This is a genomic window from Rothia sp. HMSC058E10 (assembly GCF_001809415.1).
Classification (GTDB): Bacteria; Actinomycetota; Actinomycetes; order Actinomycetales; family Micrococcaceae; genus Rothia; species Rothia dentocariosa.
Genome location: NZ_KV797613.1, coordinates 110,061 through 130,759, shown reverse-complemented (window position 1 = coordinate 130,759; position 20,699 = coordinate 110,061). Strand labels below are relative to the sequence as shown.

Here is a 20,699-nt window from a genome sequence, read left to right as displayed (position 1 = left end):
AGAACGTGATACGCATCCATAGTATTCATATGCTACCGTACACGGGAACGGGACCGACCGCTCAAGCAGCTATCGGCCCCGTTTGTCATGTATTGTGCGGGGGGCGTTCGCACAGAGCGTGCCCGCACCGCCTTTTACCGTGGGCTATGCGCTCACTGCACCGTCGGCCTAGGCTCCTCATCCGTTTTAGTCTCAACGACCACCGGGACGATCATGGGCTTACGGCGCAGGCGGCGGGAGATCCATGCACCAATGGTACGGCGCACAATCTGCTGAAGCTGCTGTACCGTATGCACCTTCTCGGGCGCGCGGTGAAGCGCATCCTCAAGGGCGGCGGTAATTTTAGGGGTGATCTCGTCGAAGACCGAATCGTCTTCGGCGATACCGCGGGCATGAATATCTGGCCCGGTTACCACACGTTTGGTAGCACGATCGATGACCGTCACGATAGAGACGAATCCTTCTTCACCCAGAACGCGGCGTGCCTTAAGATCGTCCTCAGTCACCGAACCGACAGAACGTCCATCCACGTACAAGTATTCGCAGGGAACTTCGCCAACGATCTTCGCTACGCCGTCTTTGAGGTCCACAACGGTACCGGATTCGCACAGGAGCACGCCTTCTTCGGGAACACCTGTCTCTTTCGCCAGTTCCCCGTTAGCAATCAGGTGACGAACCTCGCCGTGAACAGGCATCACGTTCTTCGGTTCCAGAATGTTGTAGCAGTACAGCAGCTCTCCCGCCGCAGCGTGACCGGAAACGTGAACCTTCGCGTTGCCCTTATGCACAACAGTCACGCCAAGTTTCATCAGGGCATTAATGATGCGGTACACGCTGGTTTCGTTACCCGGAATTAGCGAAGAAGCCAACACGACGGTGTCGCCCGGTTCAAGCTGAACCTTGTGATCGCCATTAGCCATACGCGACAGAGCTGCCATCGGCTCGCCCTGCGAACCGGTACACATGAGTACAAGCTCATCGGGGCGGTATTCATCGACCTTCTTCAAATCTACAAGAACGCCCTCAGGTACCTTGAGGTAACCCAGTTTCTCAGCGATGGTCATGTTGCGCACCATGGAGCGTCCGACCAGCACAACTTTGCGCCCGCGCTCGACTGCGGCATCGAGCACCTGCTGCACGCGGTGAACGTGTGAGGAGAACGAGGCCACGATAATGCGGCTGGGCGCATCGCGGAATACGCTCGATATAACAGGTCCGATATTTTTTTCGGTGGGTGTAAACCCGGGAACCTCTGCGTTTGTGGAGTCAGGCAGGAATAGATCCACACCTTCGTCGCCCAGACGCGAGAAGTGACGCAGGTCGGTGATGCGCCCATCCAGTGGAAGCTGATCCATCTTAAAGTCGCCGGTGTGTAGCACAGTTCCTGCAGCGGTTCGGATAAATACGGCGAGTGCATCCGGAATAGAGTGGTTAACCGCGATGAACTCGCATTCAAAAGGACCAAATTTTTCGATCTGGTGTTCCTTTACGGTGAGCGTATAAGGCTTGATGCGATGCTCGGCAAGCTTCGCTTCTACCAGCGCGAGAGTGAGTTCGGAACCGATGAGGGGAATATCGGGACGTTTCTTAAGCAGATAAGGTACCGCCCCAATGTGGTCTTCGTGCCCGTGAGTGAGAACCATGGCGACTACATCATCCAGGCGATCGACCACATAGCTGAAGTCGGGCAGGATTAGGTCTACACCGGGCTGGGACTCTTCAGGGAAGAGCACACCGCAGTCTACAATCAGCAGTTTGCCGTTGATTTCGTAGACGGTCATATTTCGACCGACTTCACCCAGACCACCGAGAGGCACCACGCGCAGGGTATCTTTCTGCAGTTTGGGAGGCGCCGGCAGATCATTTTCAAAAACGCTCATGCGTATCTCCTTATTTTCTATGATTCTATTTTTCGTGTCGTCTAAGGGCGCACCCGCCGTAAGTATCAGACTCTGAAGCGTATCGGGTTGCTTCGCGGGTGCTGCTCATGCGGCTTGAGGGGCTGAGAGTCCGTTCGCTAAAGGTCGTGGACGCATCTCGCCTCTAGAGGAGGGGTCCACGCCTTCACGTTCCGCTTCTGCACGGAAAGCGGACCCGCGTGATCTTCTCGCTACATACGAGTCACGCTGGGTCCGCCCGAAACTAGCCGCAGAAAGTCTTATGCGTTTTTAAGAGTCTGCGCGATAGTGGAGGAAAGCAGATCCGCTCGGATAGACTCCGCCACTTCGGGTTCGGAAAGTACATGAGGCAGGCGTACAACAGGTGTGCCAAGAACGCCTTGCCAAGCCAGGATTTCTTTGGCAGCAACGGCGCCGGGGGCTCGTCCCATGGTGGCGTTCACAATGGGCACAAGCTGCAGGTTAATGCGCTGCGCACTCACAAGATCCTGCGCTACAACGGCATCAATAAGCTCACGGAAGAGCATGGGTGCCACATGCGCGGTAACTGAAACTAAGCCTACGGCTCCTACTGCCATCCAAGGCAGAGTCAAACCATCATCACCACTGTAGTAATGCAAATCTGTGGTTGCCATAACGTCGGTTGCGGCGCCAAAGTCAGCCTTCGCATCCTTAACAGCAACAATATTATCAAGTTCTGCCAGCCGACGGTAGGTGTCGGGGGCAATCGGGATGCTGGCACGCCCCGGAATATCGTAGAGCATGATGGGTGTACTGGTGGCTTTTGCTACGGTGCTAAAATGCGCGTAAACGCCATGCTGAGTGGGCTTGTTATAGTAGGGAGTCACCACAAGCAAACCGTCAACACCAACCTTTTCGGCGCGACGGGCAAGCTCAATGGTATGCGCGGTGTCGTTCGAGCCCACGCCAGCAACAATAGAGGCACGGTCTCCTACAGCTTCTTTGACGATGGCGAAAACTCGCTCGTTCTCATCATCGGTCATGGTCGAGTATTCTCCTGTGGTGCCACAGACAATCAACCCGTCATGACCATTGTCAATGAGGTATTCCGCCAGGTGTGCAACCTGTTTTTCATCCACAGATCCGTCTTGAGCGAAGGGCGTTACCATCGCCGTGAGCAGACGCCCAAAAGGCGGGTTTACAAAAGTACCGGGGTTCATCACGTTCTCAGCCATACACCCCAGAGTACTATCTTAAGCTATTCTTACGCTACATTAATTTTGCTTTTGTCCCGAAAAATTTTCACTTTTTATGGAATTCTGCGTTCTTGAGCTCAAAACACAACTTCAAGCACTCTTCATGAACACGCATGGACTCCCCTAACAGACACGCTATTTCAGGTCGGTCACACCACGACCGCGGCGCAGAGAAATCGCATTTCGCATAGCGGCGCGGGCACGTTTACGTTCACCGCAGACATCGTACATGCACGAGAGATTAAACCAGGCTTCCCAGCTGTCCGGATTTGCTTCGAGAACATCGGCAAATTTTTCAAGTTCTACTGAAGCGGTCTCACGATCAACCCTTCCGGAAGGACTTCGCGGCAGCGTATCTTCGGGAAGTTTACCCTGGACATCAAGCTCCTGAGCCATTCGCTGTATACGCGCACCAAATATCACCTCGCGCACAAGCGCCCACGCACCCACTGCGGGCAAAAGCAATAGTCCCGCTCCGAGCAGAATACCTGGGATATTCCCCGACGCAATGAGCACGACCCCACGCTGTGCCGTAAACAGCAGATACAGCCCCAAGAGCGCCACTGTGAGCGCCGCAAAGATTTTACCTTTACCGCCCGCATCCACCAGCATAAATACTCCGCTAAAAATCAGCACGCCCAGTATTGACGCACGAATACCCAGCGGCAGAGGCAGCAGAAGCACGGTACAGACTAATAAGAGACAGGCAATCGCAACCCATAATCTCAACGATGTCAGCCATGAGGCGCCCCGCACGGGTTTTACCGTTTCTTGTTCAGAGGTCATTGGAGTCGGTATCCGCACGATCTACAGATCCATATACTTATCGAGTCCAACGCTCAACCCCGGATGCGCCGCGACCTGACGAACGCCTAAGAGCACACCGGGCATGAAGGATGCGCGGTCGAAAGAATCGTGGCGGATTGTCAAAAGCTGTCCGGGGTCGCCCAGCAGAATTTCCTGATGCGCAACCATGCCGCGAAGCCGCACCGCATGCACATTAATACCCTCAACTTTACCGCCGCGAGACCCCAGAGGATCGCTCTCGGTAGCATCCGGGCTGTTTCCAAGCCCAGCTTCCTCTCGCGCAGCCGCAACTTGACGTGCTGTGTGAGCGGCTGTTCCCGAAGGGGCATCCACCTTATTGGGGTGATGAATCTCGATAATCTCAACCGATTCAAAATACGGTGCCGCCATAGCCGCAAATTCCGTCGCCAAAATGGATCCCAACGCAAAATTCGGGGCGATCAGCACACCCACCTGCGGGTGCTCATCAAGAAGCTCACGCAAGGATTCCACACGTTCTTCGGTCCAGCCGGTAGTACCCACAACAGCATGCACCCCGTGCTCTACGGCAAAACGGACGTTCGTCTCGGTAGCGCTCGGCACGGTCAAATCAACCATAATCTCAGCATTGGTTTCAACGAGCTTTTCAAGAGAGTCTTCACGCCCTAAAGCGGCAACTAATTCAAAATCGGGGGCATCGGTAATAGCCTTGACCGCTTCCGATCCCATACGCCCCGATGCTCCGAGAACCGCCACCCGCCGTATTTTAGTCTGCGTTGCTTCTACCATTCTGTTGCCTCCAAAAATTACGAATAGCTCAGTTATCTCTACCCTATTATCGCATGTGGTGTACAGCACGAATCGAGACACTATGTTGCTTATGTCCTAAAACCCCATCAACGTTCAAGTACCAGCACAACACCCTTATAGATACCAAAATATCTGGTAACCGCTTTTCTTAAATTTCACAAAACTTCCCGATGGCTCCAAACGTCTCTATCTAACAAATAAACTTTTATACTAGTAAACAGTATTTTTCTTCACTCTTTCATCACCCCGGAGTAACAACACATCATGAAGCAACTTTTTCCGTCCGCGGTCAGTCCCCATGAGGCTAACCGCTCTTTTATGTTGCCCGGGCTCGACGGCTTGAGGGCCATCGCCGTACTCTTGGTAATTGTTTACCATCTCTGGCCTACTGCGGTGCCGGGCGGTATGATCGGGGTCGATATTTTCTTCGTCATCTCGGGATATTTGATCACCGCCCTCTTACTCCGTGAAGGGGCGATAACCGGGCGCATTAACCTGTTCCTTTTCTGGAAGCGCCGCGCTCGCAGGCTCCTCCCTGCGATAGCGCTACTCATTTTAGTAACCGGACCCATCGCACTAGCAATAGGCGGCGATATACAGGTCAATCTGGGCAGACAACTTACTGGCGCAGGCACCTTCTCATCTAACTGGCTCTCTATTTTCAGCGGTAACGACTATTTTGCTCAGACTTCTCCCGAACTTTTCACGAACTTTTGGTCGCTTGCCGTTGAAGAGCAGTTCTATCTGTTCTGGCCTCTTCTCCTGGTGGCGGCGGGTGTTATCCTCGGCAGACGGTGGAGACGATTCAGCCTCATTATCTTTATAGCTATCATTGCATCCTTAACAAGCGGCACGGTTATGTTGGCGTTTGGAGCGCCCATCAGCCGTATTTATTACGGTACCGATACCCATGTTTACGGTCTGCTTCTAGGTGTTTTACTAGCTTTTTCGATCCCGTGGTCGCTCTATCCACCTCGTGATAAACACGTTATATATCGAGTGGCGCAACCCTTTGGAGCGGTGACTTTCCTGCGTGTAATTCTCAGCTGGCTCTGCTTGGTTGCTCTCATTTCGCTTGCTCTTCTTATGCCGGAGAAGGCACCGGGCACTATCCCCTGGGGGCTCCTCGGCGCTTCGCTGCTGACTCTTGGAGTTATTCAAGGAATCCTGCCGGATATGCTCGCCGGGGCATCGTCTCTATTACGTTCGGTGTTATCTTTCGGTCCCCTCACCTGGATTGGGCAGCGATCCTACGGACTTTACCTCTGGCACTGGCCGCTTGCCGTTATGGCGCATTATCTTCTGGGTGTGGATCGTTCACCGCTGTGGAACGTTGTCGTTCTGCTGGTTACCGTCATTATTGCTGAGCTTTCTTATCGTTACCTTGAAACTCCAGTACGGCGATATGGTTTCCGTAGCTCGTTCGCACAATTTTTTGGAAGCATTCGTTACGGCAGGTATCGTGCTCTACCCGTTATTGCTTTAGTCCTTGTGATGGGCGCAGGCTCAGCGACTGCCGTCGCGGTACGAACTGCTCCTGATCAAACTAGTGCACAACGCGCCGTTGAAGAAGGCAAAAAGCGCGCCCAGGAACGTTTAAAAGCGCGTGAGGAACAACGAGCACATGCGAGCGCCTCGCCAACAGCAAGTGCGGCAGCAGCGACCCCTAGCTCTGCAGCCCCGGCGGTGCCGGATGAATATCCGCAGGTGAATTCTGCTGATGTAACCGTGATCGGCGATTCTGTAGTGCTTTCTGCAGAGCCCGATATTTATGATGCGATGCCGGACGCCACGATCGACGCGGCAGAGGGACGCACCATTGTTCAGGCGTTGCCCATGGTCAAATCCTGGTCATCGCAGGGAAAAATTGGGAAAGTTTTAGTACTCTCGGTAACCGCTAACTCGACGCTGATGCCCGGTCAGCTTGAAGAGGTTTTGCGGGTGCTTCCGGCAGACACGAAGTTGGTGCTCGCAACGGGGTACGGTCCGCGAACCCTCACCTGGATTGATTCTTCAAATAATCTGATTCGTGAGTTTGCGCAGAAAAATTCTTCCCGCGTCTATATTGCAGACTGGAACGGTGCAATAACGCAGGCGGTGCGGAGCGATCCAAGCCTGATGACTTCGGACGGTGTGCATCCGGAGGTTAAGGGGCAGATGCTCTACGCCCGTATTCTGACGGAGGCGGTTGCTCGGGCACAAAGTTAGGAGGAAATCGTACGTGTAGTGTATTGGTGGCGTTTTTTAAACCTTTTGAATCCACATGCCCCAAACCACAGGTCAAGAGAATCAAACCGTTTTGATACTGGCAGGTTGGAGGAGGGAGTTTTAAGAGTAATTGAACCTTTCAAAGAACTTCACCTACCTGGAGTACTATCATGTGTACGTCTGCATGACCTGCTAAATCCATTCCGCTTCGTCAAGACATCTTCGGGGTCCAGCTTTGGCTTGCTTGGTATATTAGTTCAACAAAGTAATACTCCCCTGCATATCAGTAAAAGCCTTCCTATCGGCAGGTTTCCACGAATTGCAGCGAAACAAAATGCTGTTTTCACAGCGCTCAACTAGCATTCCGCTATCACCGGTGAAAGACTCTAGTTGCTTTACATCCGTGAGTCCCCGAGGACCAGCTAAATACTCGTTGTACACAAGGATTGATGATTCTTGAGTGGCACCATGAATAGGTATTCGGGCGTAATTCTCGTCGCCCGGTGTCGGGTTCACCTCACCATGAACCAGCCTGATTCTCTCCGATAGCTTTCCGTCTGGGTGGGTGAACTTACAGCCATAGGCATTTAATCGTAAAGCTACCTCTCCAGCCGGATGCGGTGACGTGAACCGTATTTCCAGCTCTTTCGGGACGTCCGTGATATCAATCGCTCCGAAAATCTGCAGCCCCTCCCACTCAAAATAGAATTCCTTGATGGTTGGGCTGCGGCGCATCATCTCACTAAAGTCTGGCATGTGTCTTCCCTCCTGCTGCCTGAAGGCGTTAGCTGAGATCTATGTCAAAATTCCTTTTGATTGCAAACTTCAACTCATCCATCACATCATCAACCGTTTCCTCCCGCCGAACAGATGACCTTATTGATCCAAGAAAGAACTGCAGACCATCAATATACCCTTTTGAGGTTTCATAATTAGGGCGAGCTATCAATGGTCGATTGTACGCACCTGACTTCTTTGAGGTTTTCGATGCCACCCAATCCACATCACTCCGGTATTTCTGCAAGAATACACACAGGCAGAAAGCAAAATCATTGGCCAGGCTGAAAAAAGTGCCAGAAATATCATCCATCTGCGGCCCTGTCCTATCTAAGGACTCCCTCCCCAACCGCAACAGCTGTTCTAAATCACTGAGAGTAGGAAAATCTTTGCCACTTGTAGAGCCTAGATACTCTGCAACATACGCGGTCCTTGGCCCTTGATCCTCTTTGAATAGTTTAACGACCTGTCGCAGTTGGGCTCTAGTCATTTCCTTGAATGGTATCGGCTCATGACGCGGCGCAAACCAATCATAAGCTTGATCAAAATCTTCGAAGTTCATCATGAGTTATAGGTTTTCTCTCTGACATGCTGAAAATACGCCAGCGGTGATGTTAGTTGTCTCTTAGACGGTGATGTCGCTAAAAATCTCTCAGAAAGTTCTCTACCGCTAAGAGCCTTGACGAGCTACCCGCAAGGCATCAAGCATCAGGTGATCTGTGTCGGTCTCCTGTGAGAAGGAGTACTCGTAGAGCAGATATTCCAGGCTTCTATCCTCCGTAAGAGCGTCTTGAGCATACGATAAAGAGGCGGCAAACCGGGCACGGTAGAAAAGCGGTTGTACAATATCGTACGGTTTATCGGCGTCGAGCTCCTCAAGGTACATCTCGTCCATGCTCTCTGCCCACTGCTGGAGACGTTCGGCGTGGGAGAATATTTCTTGCTCACGCACTATACGCACAATATCCTCAGCCACCTCAAGCGCTGAAAGGTGCTGCTGTTTCCAGTCAAGCCACGCCAATGCTAAAAGGCTGATAAGTTTCTCACGTTGTGATGCATCTAGACCGCAGATTTGCTGTAGTTCTTCGGTATAGTCGGGAGGGACAACGATAGTGAACATAGCGGGGTTCCTTTCGCGAATTCCCTCAACCTTAGCACAAGGGTAAAGTGAAACAGGGAGGAATCTCCTCATGAGAAACTCGTGAAAGCTGTACACGATAATCTCTACCATAAAAGCACCGTCTCTACACCCGATATTAAAGGGATTCTATGGAGTCACAGCAGGAAACATCACACGATATATTAGAGTCTCTTCTTCAAGAGCTTGTAGAGCGTGGAGAAGACTTTAGTTTCTACATAAGTCTCTGTCTTCGTCTGCTTGCGCGGTCTCCAAAGCATGGTTGGGATGTTAGGGCTTTTATGCGGGGTTTAGAGCCCGAAGATATGGCAGCTCCACGCGATCCTGCCGAGCTCCGAACAAACCCAAAGTTTCTGGAGAGCGAATGGCTTATGGGCAAATATTCTATCCTTCTAGAAGCTTTCGATGAGGCGGGAACTTCCCATCACATATCCACTGCCGCTCCAAGAGATACGACCCTGGCAGGATACGATCTTCGCATCCTGTGGAAAATCGTCAATGCCCACTACAGCTCGTATTTTGAGCCAGACCCGCGCAGGCGTGTTACCTGTGCGATTGAGGGGCTTGTGGGAAAAGATTATTCGGTTGAAGACCTCACACGTGATCTTCAAGATTACCTTGATCGGCATGCGTGTCTGCTTAAACTACCGGACCTCTGCCGCGAGCTGGCGGATCAGGGTAAAGATCTGGCATTCTTCGCGGACCTTGGTATACGTCTTCTTGAATCCGTCACCTGGCCCGTGGATGATCTGCGTTCCTTCCTTCAGGAAATAGGCTCGGAGGATGTGGTGAATCCAGTCGGTATTCCCAAGCTTGACTGGCATGAGCTGTTTCGCACGTCTGACGATGAGATTTTTGCCGACAGTGAGCGGCTCATGCAAAAGTACAGTATTCTCGCGGATACGCTTGGTGAATTGAGCAGCCCCGCATATTCTCAAGTTGATCTTGCTGCCCGCGTCGCCCACGCCCAGTACGAGCTGTTCTTCGCATGTGAAGGGCAAACGCGCCTCCTGAAGGCTCTGCGGATTCTTTTATCGGAGGACTACACTGCCGATATGCTTTGCACTGATGCAGAGGCATATCTAGCAGATCGGTAAAAGATCACGACCAGCCCGATGAGGCTGCCAGAAATTCCAGTAGGTCTTGAACGAAAAGCTCCAGCTCCTCCAAGGTCGCAAAGTGCCCGCCGCGCTCAGGATATGTAAACCTGACAACATTGAAAAACCGTTCCGCATATTCGCGTGGAGGATTACTGATATCGTGCGGGAAAATCGCGAATGCGGTTGGAACCTCTACCCTACCCCGCTGTATATTCCCGGCGCCCAAAGCCTCCCGATATATCCTTGCGGCAGAGTGCCCGGTATTCGTTATCCAGTACAGCATCGTATTTGCGATGATAATATCCCATGAAATCCCGTTTTCGCTCCACGACTGCATTTTCTCCGCCATAAAAGCAGCCAAAAATACTGGTGAATCGGCAAAGCCGTAAGAAACAGTCAAAGGTTTTGTGGAAAGCAGCATATAGTAACCGCCTTCAACCTGCGACCAACGCGCAACCCGGCTCAGATAATCTTGTTCTGCGTCCGAAAGCGTGCTCTTATCGAGAGAATACTGGTTTGAAAACGGGACATCGGTCAAGTGAAGTTTCAGGATACTCTGCGGATAACGCAACGCCATCTGCTGACCAATCGAGGCTCCCCAATCACCACCGTGTACCGCATAGTGCTCATAGCCCAACTGTTCCATCAACGTATGGAGCCGTTCGGCAATATCTGCGACAGTATGTTTTTCCAACTGTTCCGAGAAAGCGAATCCGGGAAGCGAGGGAACAACAACGTTATACCCCGCCTCAACGAGAGGATGAATCACCGGAATATACCGTAAGAAAGAATCGGGCCAGCCGTGAATCAGCAGAACTGTACCAAGATTTTGTGGACTTTGCTCATGAAGAGCGTGCAGCTCTTTGCCCTGTATTGTATAGATGCCATGCCGATACGAGTTCAATATTTTCTGATGCGCCGCCCAATCATACTCGGTAAGCCAATAGTCCACGAGATTTTTCAAACTCGACCGAGATTCCTGCGCTATTCTCCTGTTCATCTAGAACAACAGGAAAACGTGCACCCCGCAAACGGACCTTCAGGTCTTCAAGTACTTCGTGCGATACGTCAATATATAGGTCTCGCATAAGCTTCTTTCCTCCCCCAAGCTTCTCTCTACTATGAATACTCCTACCGCATTACATGCCACCGTATAACAAATCCCGCAGGGACACAGACGTTTTCGTCATCAGAAACGAGAACGTCTACGCACTGCGGGGTTTGCGAGAATAATAAAGGACGTTAGCGCACAATCGTAGTGATCATCTGCTGCTCCCCCAGATACCTGGCAAGGTCGTGCACATCGTCAAGGGTAACCGCACGAATTTTCTCCAATAACTCATCGGTGCTCGTGAACTTGCCTGAGTCCAGCTCGGCACGTCCCAGTCGGGACATCCGAGAACCCGAGTCCTCACTGCCCAAAACAGTTGAACCGGCCAGCTGCCCGCGTACTTTACTGAGTTCTTCCTCAGTAATTCCTGCGGACACCAACTTATCAAACTCATACTGCAAGAGTTCACACACCTGCTCGGTTTTAGCGGGCAAGCACCCTGCGTACATGCCGAAATATCCCGCATCGGAGTAGGCACCCGAGAACGCAAACGTACTGTACGCCAGCCCGCGTTTTTCGCGAATCTCCTGGAAAAGCCGCGAAGACATGCCCGACCCAAAAGCACTCGACAGCACACTCATCGCGTAGCGGCGCTCATCCCCAGCGATAATACTCGGGCACCCCATCACAATATTGGTCTGTTCAAAGCCCTTCTGCACCTCGTACAGCTCGGAAAACGGGACAATACCGCTCTCTGTGCGCACACGGCGCGGTACCGGAGCCACACCCTCAAGAAGGTTCCAGCCGTAGCGGGTGAGCGCATCCAACACAAGGTTTACGATGTGCGAGTGCTCCAGCGACCCAGCCGCCGAGATAACAAGGCGATCCGGCGTGTAATACTGCTTGTAATGTTCCCACACAGCATCCCGCGGGACCTGCATAATCTCCTGCGGAGTACCACCGATCGGGCGACCCAGGGGGTTCTGGCCCATAAGCTGTTCTACAAAATTCTCGAAGGCAACGTCCGTAGGATCATCCTGGTCCATGGCAATCTCTTCCAGAATCACCCCGCGCTCCTGCTCCAGATGCTCTGGATCGAGCAAAGCGTTACTCACCATATCAGCCAGAACATCAACCGCCATCGGGGTATCATCGTCAAGTACACGCGCATAATAGCAGGTATGTTCCTTCGCAGTGAGGGCGTTTGATTCGCCTCCCACCGCATCGAATGCCTGGGCAATATCAAAAGCAGTTCGAGACGGAGTTCCTTTAAAGAGCAGATGCTCCAAAAAGTGGGTAGACCCCAACATACCGGGTGCTTCATCCCGGGAGCCGACCCCCACCCAGAATCCGAGGGAAACGCCGCGGGTGCCAGGCATCCGCTCCGTTATCACCCGAACACCGCCGGGCAAAATCGATCGGCGAACTTCATTACCATTTATACCCTCGTAAACCAGGCGACCGCGTTCATAGTCGAGCTCAGCGGTAATCTCATCGCGCGCAACGGGAAGAGAAATAGGCATTAGTGAATAGTCCTTAGCAAACCAAATGTATATAGCGAGCCGTACAAGTCAGAGTAAACGCCAGCCCATCATGAGAACAACCCTCAGGAGTCTCAGGACGAGCTGGCGCTGCTTATCCGACAGAAAAACCAGCAAGTTCCTTAGTCAAGGTGCGGTTTATATCGGGGAGAGTTTCTACTCGGCATCCTCAGCATCAATCACTGGGGAGAGCGAAAGCTTGCCGCGATCGTCAATCTTAGTGATCTCAACCTGCACCTTCTGCCCCACCGAAACAACGTCTTCGGCATCCACCACACGCTTACCACCGTTGAGCTTGCGCATCTCAGAAATATGAAGCAGACCGTCCTTACCGGGGGTAAGCGAAATGAACGCACCGAAATCGGTCACCTTCACAACGGTACCCAGGTAGCGCTCGCCGACCTCGGGAACCTGCGGGTTCGCGATCGCGTTGATAGCGGTGCGTGCAGCCTCAGCCGAAGGACCGTCGGTTGCACCGATAAAGACAGTACCATCGTCTTCAATCGAAATATCGGCACCGGTATCTTCCTGGATCTGGTTAATCATCTTGCCCTTCGGGCCGATCACCTCGCCGATCTTAGCGACCGGAACCTTCACCGAGATGATGCGCGGCGCAAATTCGCTCATCTCATCGGGGGCATCAATAGCTGCGGTGATCACATCCAGAATGTGCAGACGAGCCTCACGTGCCTGGGTCAGTGCGCCTGCCAGCACAGATGCAGGAATGCCGTCGAGCTTGGTGTCCAGCTGAATAGCAGTCACAAATTCGCTGGTACCGGCAACCTTGAAATCCATATCGCCTAGGGCATCTTCGGCACCCAGAATATCGGTCAGTGCGGCGTAACGAGTTTCGCCATCAACCTCATCAGAGACAAGACCCATTGCGATACCTGCAACGGGCGCGCGCAGAGGCACACCGGCATTGAGCAGCGACAGGGTCGAAGCGCAGACCGAGCCCATCGACGTGGAGCCGTTCGAGCCCAGAGCTTCAGAGACCTGGCGGATCGCGTAGGGGAACTCCTCGCGCGAGGGCAGCACCGGGGTAAGCGCACGTTCCGCAAGTGCACCGTGGCCGATTTCGCGGCGCTTGGGCGAGCCAACACGGCCGGTCTCGCCGGTAGAGTACGGCGGGAAGTTGTAGTGGTGAATGTAACGCTTGGACGTGACCGGGTACAGCGAATCGAGCTGCTGTTCCAGCTTGAGCATATTCAAGGTAGTCACGCCCATAATCTGGGTTTCGCCGCGCTCGAAAATTGCCGAACCATGCACGCGCGGCAGCACCTCAACCTCGGCGGTCAGCTGGCGAATATCGGTGAGTCCGCGACCATCAATGCGCACCTGTTCGGTGAGGATGCGCTGGCGCACGGTGTGCTTGGTAAGAGCCGCAAACGCCACTGAAACTTCATTAGCGCGCTCCTCAAACTCTTTACCTTCCCCGGTGAGGACTTCCATCAGCTCGGCTTCAAGCTCAGCGGCAGCGGCTTCACGGTCCTGTTTACCCGCGATGGAGTAAACTTCCACGAGGCGCTCGCCTGCGAAGTCCTTCACGGCGGCGTCAACGTCTTCACCATGCCCGCCGAAGTAGGGAAGCTCCAGATCGGGTTTACCGGCACGCTCAACAAGATCAGCCTGCGCCTTGCACAGAGCAGCAATAAAGGGCTTCGCAGCCTCCAAACCTTCGGCTACGATCTCTTCGGTGGGGGCAGTATGGCCGTCTTCCTTAATAAGCTTCCAGGAGTTATCGGTTGCCTCTGCCTCTACCATCATGATCGCAACGTCTTCGCTGCCGTCGGCCTTAGTCACGATGCGACCGGCCACAGCCATATCGAATACGGCGTTTTCCAGCTGAGAGTATTTGGGGAAGCACACCCACTGCCCATCAATAAGGGCCATACGCACACCACCGATAGGCCCGCTAAAGGGTGCACCTGATAACGCGGTTGATGCGGATGCTGCGTTAATCGCAAAGGTATTGTAAATTTCGTCTGGCTCGATGGTCAGAACGGTGACGACAACCTGCACTTCGTTACGAATACCCTTGGTAAAAGCGGGGCGCAGTGGACGGTCGATTAGACGTGCCGCAAGAATCGCCTCGGTCGGGGGTCGCCCCTCGCGGCGGAAGAACGAACCGGGAATTTTACCGGCGGCGTACATGCGCTCTTCAACGTCTACGGTCAGCGGGAAGAAGTCAAAGCCCTCGCGGGGAGATTTACCAATTGCGGTTGCTGAAAGCAGCGTTGTTTCGTCATCAATCGTGACGAGCACGGATCCTGCCGCTTGTTTGGCGAGACGGCCAGTTTCAAAACGTACATGGCGTTTGCCATGAATACCATTGTCAATTTCTACTTCAGAGAATTGGATTTCGGGACCTTCCACGATTCCTTCTTTCTGTGTTCGTATGCCCGTCGCCGTTTTCACCCAATCTATCGGCCTTCGATAGGAAACCACGGACGTCGTACCCTGAACCTCTGTTGTGTACAGGAGTATTCCGTAATTCGCTACCGAGGACCGCACCGGGGCGTGCCTGGAACGAGCACTTTTTATAAACTGTTTATCCGAAAAATGGACGGGTTTCCGTACATGATAACGCGGGCGCATCCCCCGCCGTGCGACGGAGGATGCGCCCGCTTAGCGTTACCTGCAAGGTACGAAAACCTTAGCGACGCAGACCAAGACGCTCAATGAGCGAACGGTAGCGTTCAATATCAATATCCTTGAGGTAGCCTAGCATATTGCGACGACGACCCACGAGGATCATCAAACCACGACGGGAGTGGTGATCGTGCTTGTGGAACTTCAAATGCTCAGTCAGATCGGAGATTCGACGAGACAGAACTGCAATCTGCACCTCGGGAGAACCAGTGTCACCCTCGTGAGTTGCGTATTCCTTGATGATTTCCTGCTTGATAGCGGGATCCAATGCCACTGTATAACTCCTAGAGTTAGTGCCGCGTAGCTGCCCGTACGACCGTATGTCGCCGGGGTTTTGGGCGTATGCCCCTCACGTCTTCTGCCGCGGACCGCAGACACGCGTTTAACATATTCTACGCTACTTTTACGGATTTTGAAAGATTACCGCCGCAGCACATTCCGTATTTAGGCCTAGCATTTCCGCCCGCAATACCGCATTTATCCATCCTGAGCATCAGACGTGATCGCCAGTTTTGCGTTCTTTGCCAACCGTGACGCTACCGCTAGGCGATAGTACGCGAGAAGGAAAACACACCATATAGCGCCAACAACAAGAGCCAAACGAGTGTCATCGAAGAATCCGAATAGCACGACGATGAACGCCATAAACGCAAGCGTTATATAGCTGACAACCAGAGGAAGCCGCACGGGCTGCACTTCGTCTTCGTATCCCCCACGTTTATAGGCGATGTGCGCCAGCAGAATCATAACCCACACGAAAACGGTCGCGAATGTTGCCAGCGAAGCGACTACTTCAAAAGCATTCTCGAACGCGATATTCACGATCACGCCCACCGCCATAACCACGATCATCAGAAGAGTCGTCATCCAGGGCGCACCGTTTTTTGCAACCTTGCCGAATGATTTCGGGGCCAGCCCCTGCTTTGCCAGCCCGTACATCATACGCCCGGCACCGTAAACATCGGCATTCATCGCAGACACGGCGGCGGTAATAATAACCACGTTGAGGATTGATCCTGCCGCCGGAATTCCCAGGTTCTCGAAGATCTGCACAAAAGGCGAGTTCTCTTTAGTGACAGAGTACCAAGGGTAGAGCGACATAATGACGGAGAGAGTCAGCACATAGAAGATCAGAATGCGGAACGGCACAGTACGAATAGCCTTAGGAATCGACGTGCGTGGGTTTTCCGCCTCCCCCGCCGCAATACCGATATTCTCAATACCGCCAAAGGCAAACATTACCACGGTAAAACATGCCAGGAAACCAGTAAACCCTTCGGGCATAAAACCACCATCAAGCGCCCACAGATTCGTGACGGACGGCTTCACCGAGGTGTGTGCCTGCACACCAACGAAAAGCAGAATAATTCCGCCCACAATCATGGCGATAATAGCGCTTACCTTGACAATAGTGAACCAAAATTCTGTCTCGCCAAAGGCTTTCACCTTGGCAAGGTTAATGGCGAGCAAAATGAGCAGCACCGATACGATCCAGATCCACGAGGGCGACTGAGGGAACCAGAATTTCATATATACTGCAAATGCTGTCACATCCGCGATGGCAACGAGCGCCATTTCCAGAGCATAGCTCCAACCGGTGACGAACCCAGCCCAAGGTCCCAGATACCGGGTTGCGTATTCCGAGAATGCGCCAGATACGGGGTGTGCCAGTGCGAGCTCCCCCATAGCGCGCATCACCATGAAAACGGCAGCTCCGCCAATCACATAGGCGAGTAGTACAGCGGGGCCCGCCAGTTGAATAGCGGAGGCGGAGCCGTAAAAGAGTCCGGTGCCGATTGCCGAGCCAAGCGCAATGAACATGATGTGACGCAGGGAGAGTCCGCGCGATAGCTGGGGCGCATCCTCGGTGGAGATAGCGCCATTTGCGGTGGTTGCCGCAGAGTTAGCGTTATTCTTCATTTTTCCTCACCTCGCGGGTTAGCGGTGTAACCTCTTGAAAATCTTGTGTTCTGGTTGGTTCTGCGGTGTGGCTTTTGTTGCCGTATGCCGTGCACCTCCCCCATCGAGGTTGTGGGATGCGCCCAGCGTACTCCCCGTGCATCCTTGCGATTTCTTAGTTGCGGTGAACCGTAACGCAAAAAGACGGCGGGTTTGGCAACGATAGCCAACCCGCCGTCTTGCTTAAGACTATTTCTGTTTACGCTTACGTCCTACGATGAGCGACAACAGAGCGGTTACGCCAGTCACGGTATAGACTGCCGGCCACGCGCCAATTTTCTTGGCGAGTGGATGGGAGTAACCGAAGGCAGAAAGGTAAACGCCGGTGAGGAACGTAGCACGCCCAACTCCAGCTTTACGCTTCCAGTTCTTGAAAGCAATAAAACCCGCAAGACCCAGCACGGCGCCACCAAGAGGCCGGTTGCCGGTTGTAGATGCGACCTTGTAACCGCCAAGAAGACCAGCCGCAGAGGCTAAGGTCGGGCAGATTTTCATGGTGCTCTCCTGAGTCACGAGTACGTTATTGCTGTGTTAACCATACGCTATGACGGCTTAAATGTGAATTCTCTCGGAATTTTTCTTGTAATGAGTGTTTCTGTGCAACCGTCTGAACACTTGGGGCCTGAAGCATTATGGTCTTCTTAAGCAGATCCGTCCACTTAGTCTTCAAGGTTCAACTCAAGAGCGGGTAATTCCTGCTGCGTCCAGAGCTCAGCGGCAATCTGCAGCGCATATCGTGCCGAGCGGGGAGCCACCACATCGACCGAAAGATGAAATTCCTGATCTGCGGATGGGCCGCATAAATCAGAGATGCAGCGTACCGCCATAAAAGACACATCATAGTTACTGCAGATCTGCGCGATCGCTGTGGTCTCCATATCGGTGCTGAGTGCCGTATCGAAGGCCTCTCGGGTGTCCTTCACGTTGTACTCAGTCACGAATGAGTTACCCGCAAGCATCCGCCCTTGGTGCACCGCCCAGGAACCTTCCTCCTGTGCCGATTTAAGAGCTGAAAGCGCCGCTTCAATCGCCTCTTCCCAGTCCGAGTCACGATCGCCATAGGATACGGGCATCCCAGGAATCTGCCCGCGTTCGTATCCAAAAATGGTTGCGTCGGCATCGGTGTACAGGTAATTTGACCCCAGTACTATATCTCCAACGTTGATGTGCTGCGCAAGACCACCGGCGGTTCCTGCACTGATAACCCCCAAACAGTTAGTCGCGTAGTTGATAGCTTCCGTGACGGCGGATGCGGCATTGACTAACCCAATTTTGGAGCGAACCAGCAGAAGGGGAACCTGATCTTCTTCAAGCATAAGATAACGTGGGTAGAATTTTGCTACGCCTTCAGTGAAGGAGGGCTGTGCTTGCTCAGTCGCTGCGAGGAACGGGGCTAGCTCTTCATCCATCGCAACCTGAATGACGATCGCGTTTGAGAAGCTCATCATGAGGTCGTTCAGGTTCTCCAGGTCGGCATACATTTCGTTAAAAATATCCGCCGGCGTAAAGTCTGTGGGGAACATCTGCGCAGCTGCTTCGGAGTGCCCCTGTTCGCCAGAGTGATGCTGTTCGCTCACGCCGCCATCACCTGCTCCCAGTCAGCACGTGCGGCGAGGAATTCACGTGCAGCATTCTGCGCCCCTTCAAGGGTGTGGTTAGCGCCCCAACCGCACTGTATTTCATTCGCGGCGGGTACCTCGGTAGCCGTGAGAATATCGCGTAGAGTCGCTTCCAGGATGGGCAAGAACTCCTGCAGCTCTAGCCCCAGGGTGAGGGCGTAAAACCCAGTCTGGCATCCCATCGGTGAAAAATCGATGAGCTTATCGGTGTGGTTGCGCATGTGCTCTGCGCTCATATGCTCGATCGAATGTACGACGGGCATTTCAAGATGGCTCTTGTTAGGCTGAGTGAAGCGGACATCGTATTTGATGAGGGTATCTCCACCGGGCAATTCCTTGCGGTCTGCAATCCGCACATAGGGGGCCACAACGGCACGATGATCAAGGTTGAAAGACTCGACGTTCATTTTTTTCATGCTTATATTCTCTCTTAAGCACCCGCTTCGTCGGAACCCTTCATAAGATACTCTCCCTAAGAGAGTTCCTGCATTCTCATTGCATAAATGCCGCTGAGCTCGGTCTCATGACGCAAGAATACGGCGGCATCGCGTTATTGCAATACCGCCGTATTCCATGTACAGCATGCACTGCTGCACTAGCCCTCTTTATATAAGTGCCAAACAGCTTGATGGTGCATAGCTTTGCTGGAGGATATTACTCTCGGGTCCAGTTACCGCCGAAAGCCCAGTATCCGCTGATCGGCACCGCATGCTTATTGGCAGAACTGCTGCACTCTGCAACACGGGGGTCTTTGAGTGCGTAAGAGTACTCGCCCACCACACCAACCTGGTCGTTATCTCCAGCCCAACGTTTGGGACCACCATTATAGGTTGGATTGCAGTTGTTGTTGTAGTAGCGCTGATTAATGTACGAGGCGGACATTTCTTGAAGCGAGTAAACACGAATAGTTACTTTAATAATCGTTCCTGCACTTACCGGTCCGAAGTCAAGATAGAGCTGTCCGCGCCAGCGGCTGCCCTCAACTACAGAACGCGCCTGAGAACGGGAGAACGGATAGAACTTACGGTCCTCATAACAACCGTAAGACCCCGTAGTTTTTGAGGGCATACCATCAATATTTTTGTGGTTGAAGCTCCCCCACCCAAAGGTTCCCTGCTTGATAGGTTGGGCACCAGTAACTTTATACCCAACACCGTTAAATTGGGTATCGAGTACAGCATTATTTTTTGCATTTTGTTCACCCACTGGAGTTGCCTGATTAACCCAAGGATTCGCCTTAAAGCTCCGCAAATCTTCTGTGATGCGGTAGGTAAAGGTGAAATCATGGTAAGGGTTTCTCTCAATGGGTGTATTAACAGCATAAGGGTTACGACCATTGTCATATGTATCGGCAAATTTATAAGATACACCAGCACCCCCTTGGTTCCCCCAGTCCGCGACGGTAATATTCGGATTACCATTGTCCGAGAATTCGTTAGAAACGCTCGTCTCCACAACATTCTGAGTCGCAAGCCATGAACAATCCGGCACGCTGGACGCATATGCGGGTATAGCGGAGGAGGCTAATACAACAGGGGCAGCCCAGGCGGTGCCTTTTGCCAAGGTACGCCGGGACAGTGTTTTCGAGGTATTCACAATATTCCTTTGTGTCGAGTAGGTGATTGTCATCCCTGATTTACGCAATAAGTCAGGGATATATTCTCCAGGTAGATTACTCTCTAATATATCTTATGTCACCAAAGACCCAAGATATATTACATGCATCAATAAGCTATCGGAAATTTGTAATTTTTAGTGTATCTCATGCACACATCAACAAGAGAGAAAATTACATATTTCTCTCGAAGTAAACAAAAATATTACAATTAAATTCTCAAGGTGCGGTTTATCTATACATTTATACAATTAATATAAAAAATATTTTAAACCTTCACGATAAACATGAAAGTTACAGAATCAGTTATGTTTTATTTTGGTCTTCA

At 52.5% G+C, this 20,699-nt stretch carries 19 protein-coding genes; 2 read left to right on the top strand and 17 right to left on the bottom strand.

Annotated elements, in window-relative coordinates; genetic code table 11:
* Window positions 1–152: 152 nt before the first annotated feature.
* The 4 genes from HMPREF2609_RS02725 to dapB form a co-directional block, all read right to left on the bottom strand.
* Window positions 153–1,880 (bottom strand): ribonuclease J, encoded by a 1,728-nt coding sequence (locus HMPREF2609_RS02725; RefSeq protein WP_070534920.1) that lies wholly within the window; start codon window positions 1,878–1,880, stop codon window positions 153–155.
* Between the two features lie 278 nt (window positions 1,881–2,158).
* Complete coding sequence (dapA, locus tag HMPREF2609_RS02720) at window positions 2,159–3,094, bottom strand: 4-hydroxy-tetrahydrodipicolinate synthase (protein WP_083296675.1); 936 nt, start codon at window positions 3,092–3,094, stop codon at window positions 2,159–2,161.
* 156 nt (window positions 3,095–3,250) lie between these two features.
* Window positions 3,251–3,901: a tetratricopeptide repeat protein gene (locus HMPREF2609_RS02715; RefSeq protein ID WP_070534918.1), complete on the bottom strand. Its 651-nt coding sequence runs from the start codon at window positions 3,899–3,901 to the stop codon at window positions 3,251–3,253.
* A 21-nt stretch (window positions 3,902–3,922) separates the two neighbouring features.
* A complete protein-coding gene (gene dapB, locus HMPREF2609_RS02710; RefSeq protein WP_070534916.1) occupies window positions 3,923–4,690 on the bottom strand; it encodes a 4-hydroxy-tetrahydrodipicolinate reductase in 768 nt (255 codons plus the stop codon).
* Window positions 4,691–4,975: 285 nt separating this feature from the next.
* On the opposite strand from dapB, the gene HMPREF2609_RS02705 reads away from it, so the two are divergent.
* Entirely contained in the window at window positions 4,976–6,919 is a 1,944-nt protein-coding gene (locus HMPREF2609_RS02705) for an acyltransferase family protein (RefSeq protein ID WP_070534914.1), read from the top strand.
* 252 nt (window positions 6,920–7,171) lie between these two features.
* Here HMPREF2609_RS02705 and HMPREF2609_RS02700 read toward each other — a convergent pair whose 3' ends face one another.
* From HMPREF2609_RS02700 to HMPREF2609_RS02690, 3 genes are all read right to left on the bottom strand, one after another.
* Window positions 7,172–7,675 carry a hypothetical protein gene (locus HMPREF2609_RS02700; protein ID WP_048755086.1) on the bottom strand — a complete coding sequence of 168 codons (504 nt, stop codon included), beginning with the start codon at window positions 7,673–7,675 and terminating at the stop codon, window positions 7,172–7,174.
* Between the two features lie 28 nt (window positions 7,676–7,703).
* Entirely contained in the window at window positions 7,704–8,261 is a 558-nt protein-coding gene (locus HMPREF2609_RS02695) for a hypothetical protein (RefSeq protein ID WP_070534912.1), read from the bottom strand.
* A 105-nt stretch (window positions 8,262–8,366) separates the two neighbouring features.
* Window positions 8,367–8,816, bottom strand: a complete 450-nt coding sequence (locus HMPREF2609_RS02690; RefSeq protein ID WP_246822533.1) for a hypothetical protein — start codon at window positions 8,814–8,816, stop codon at window positions 8,367–8,369.
* A 149-nt stretch (window positions 8,817–8,965) separates the two neighbouring features.
* Between HMPREF2609_RS02690 and HMPREF2609_RS02685 the strand changes: the two genes are divergently transcribed.
* Window positions 8,966–9,931, top strand: coding sequence for a hypothetical protein (locus HMPREF2609_RS02685; protein ID WP_070534911.1), 966 nt, complete (start codon window positions 8,966–8,968; stop codon window positions 9,929–9,931).
* 4 nt (window positions 9,932–9,935) lie between these two features.
* Here HMPREF2609_RS02685 and HMPREF2609_RS02680 read toward each other — a convergent pair whose 3' ends face one another.
* The 10 genes from HMPREF2609_RS02680 to HMPREF2609_RS02640 form a co-directional block, all read right to left on the bottom strand.
* Entirely contained in the window at window positions 9,936–10,886 is a 951-nt protein-coding gene (locus HMPREF2609_RS02680) for an alpha/beta fold hydrolase (protein WP_246825545.1), read from the bottom strand.
* On the bottom strand, window positions 10,861–11,022 hold the full coding sequence (locus HMPREF2609_RS11075; protein WP_246825544.1) for a hypothetical protein: 162 nt from the start codon (window positions 11,020–11,022) through the stop codon (window positions 10,861–10,863). The genes HMPREF2609_RS02680 and HMPREF2609_RS11075 overlap by 26 nt, the downstream gene beginning before the upstream one ends.
* A gap of 154 nt (window positions 11,023–11,176) precedes the next feature.
* Window positions 11,177–12,508: a M16 family metallopeptidase gene (locus HMPREF2609_RS02675; RefSeq protein ID WP_070534909.1), complete on the bottom strand. Its 1,332-nt coding sequence runs from the start codon at window positions 12,506–12,508 to the stop codon at window positions 11,177–11,179.
* Between the two features lie 174 nt (window positions 12,509–12,682).
* Window positions 12,683–14,902: a polyribonucleotide nucleotidyltransferase gene (locus tag HMPREF2609_RS02670; RefSeq protein ID WP_070534907.1), complete on the bottom strand. Its 2,220-nt coding sequence runs from the start codon at window positions 14,900–14,902 to the stop codon at window positions 12,683–12,685.
* Between the two features lie 280 nt (window positions 14,903–15,182).
* Complete coding sequence (gene rpsO, locus HMPREF2609_RS02665; RefSeq protein ID WP_004006251.1) at window positions 15,183–15,452, bottom strand: 30S ribosomal protein S15; 270 nt, start codon at window positions 15,450–15,452, stop codon at window positions 15,183–15,185.
* A 203-nt stretch (window positions 15,453–15,655) separates the two neighbouring features.
* Window positions 15,656–17,098: an amino acid permease gene (locus tag HMPREF2609_RS02660; RefSeq protein ID WP_070534905.1), complete on the bottom strand. Its 1,443-nt coding sequence runs from the start codon at window positions 17,096–17,098 to the stop codon at window positions 15,656–15,658.
* A 228-nt stretch (window positions 17,099–17,326) separates the two neighbouring features.
* The gene (locus HMPREF2609_RS02655; RefSeq protein WP_013398741.1) at window positions 17,327–17,632 is read right to left on the bottom strand and encodes a hypothetical protein; all 306 of its coding nucleotides are present in this window, start codon (window positions 17,630–17,632) and stop codon (window positions 17,327–17,329) included.
* Between the two features lie 164 nt (window positions 17,633–17,796).
* Window positions 17,797–18,714 carry a 5'-methylthioadenosine/S-adenosylhomocysteine nucleosidase gene (mtnN, locus tag HMPREF2609_RS02650; protein WP_210391446.1) on the bottom strand — a complete coding sequence of 306 codons (918 nt, stop codon included), beginning with the start codon at window positions 18,712–18,714 and terminating at the stop codon, window positions 17,797–17,799.
* A complete protein-coding gene (locus tag HMPREF2609_RS02645; protein ID WP_070534903.1) occupies window positions 18,711–19,172 on the bottom strand; it encodes an S-ribosylhomocysteine lyase in 462 nt (153 codons plus the stop codon). The genes mtnN and HMPREF2609_RS02645 overlap by 4 nt, the downstream gene beginning before the upstream one ends.
* 238 nt (window positions 19,173–19,410) lie before the next feature.
* Window positions 19,411–20,352: a hypothetical protein gene (locus HMPREF2609_RS02640; protein ID WP_239661875.1), complete on the bottom strand. Its 942-nt coding sequence runs from the start codon at window positions 20,350–20,352 to the stop codon at window positions 19,411–19,413.
* Window positions 20,353–20,699: the final 347 nt, after the last annotated feature.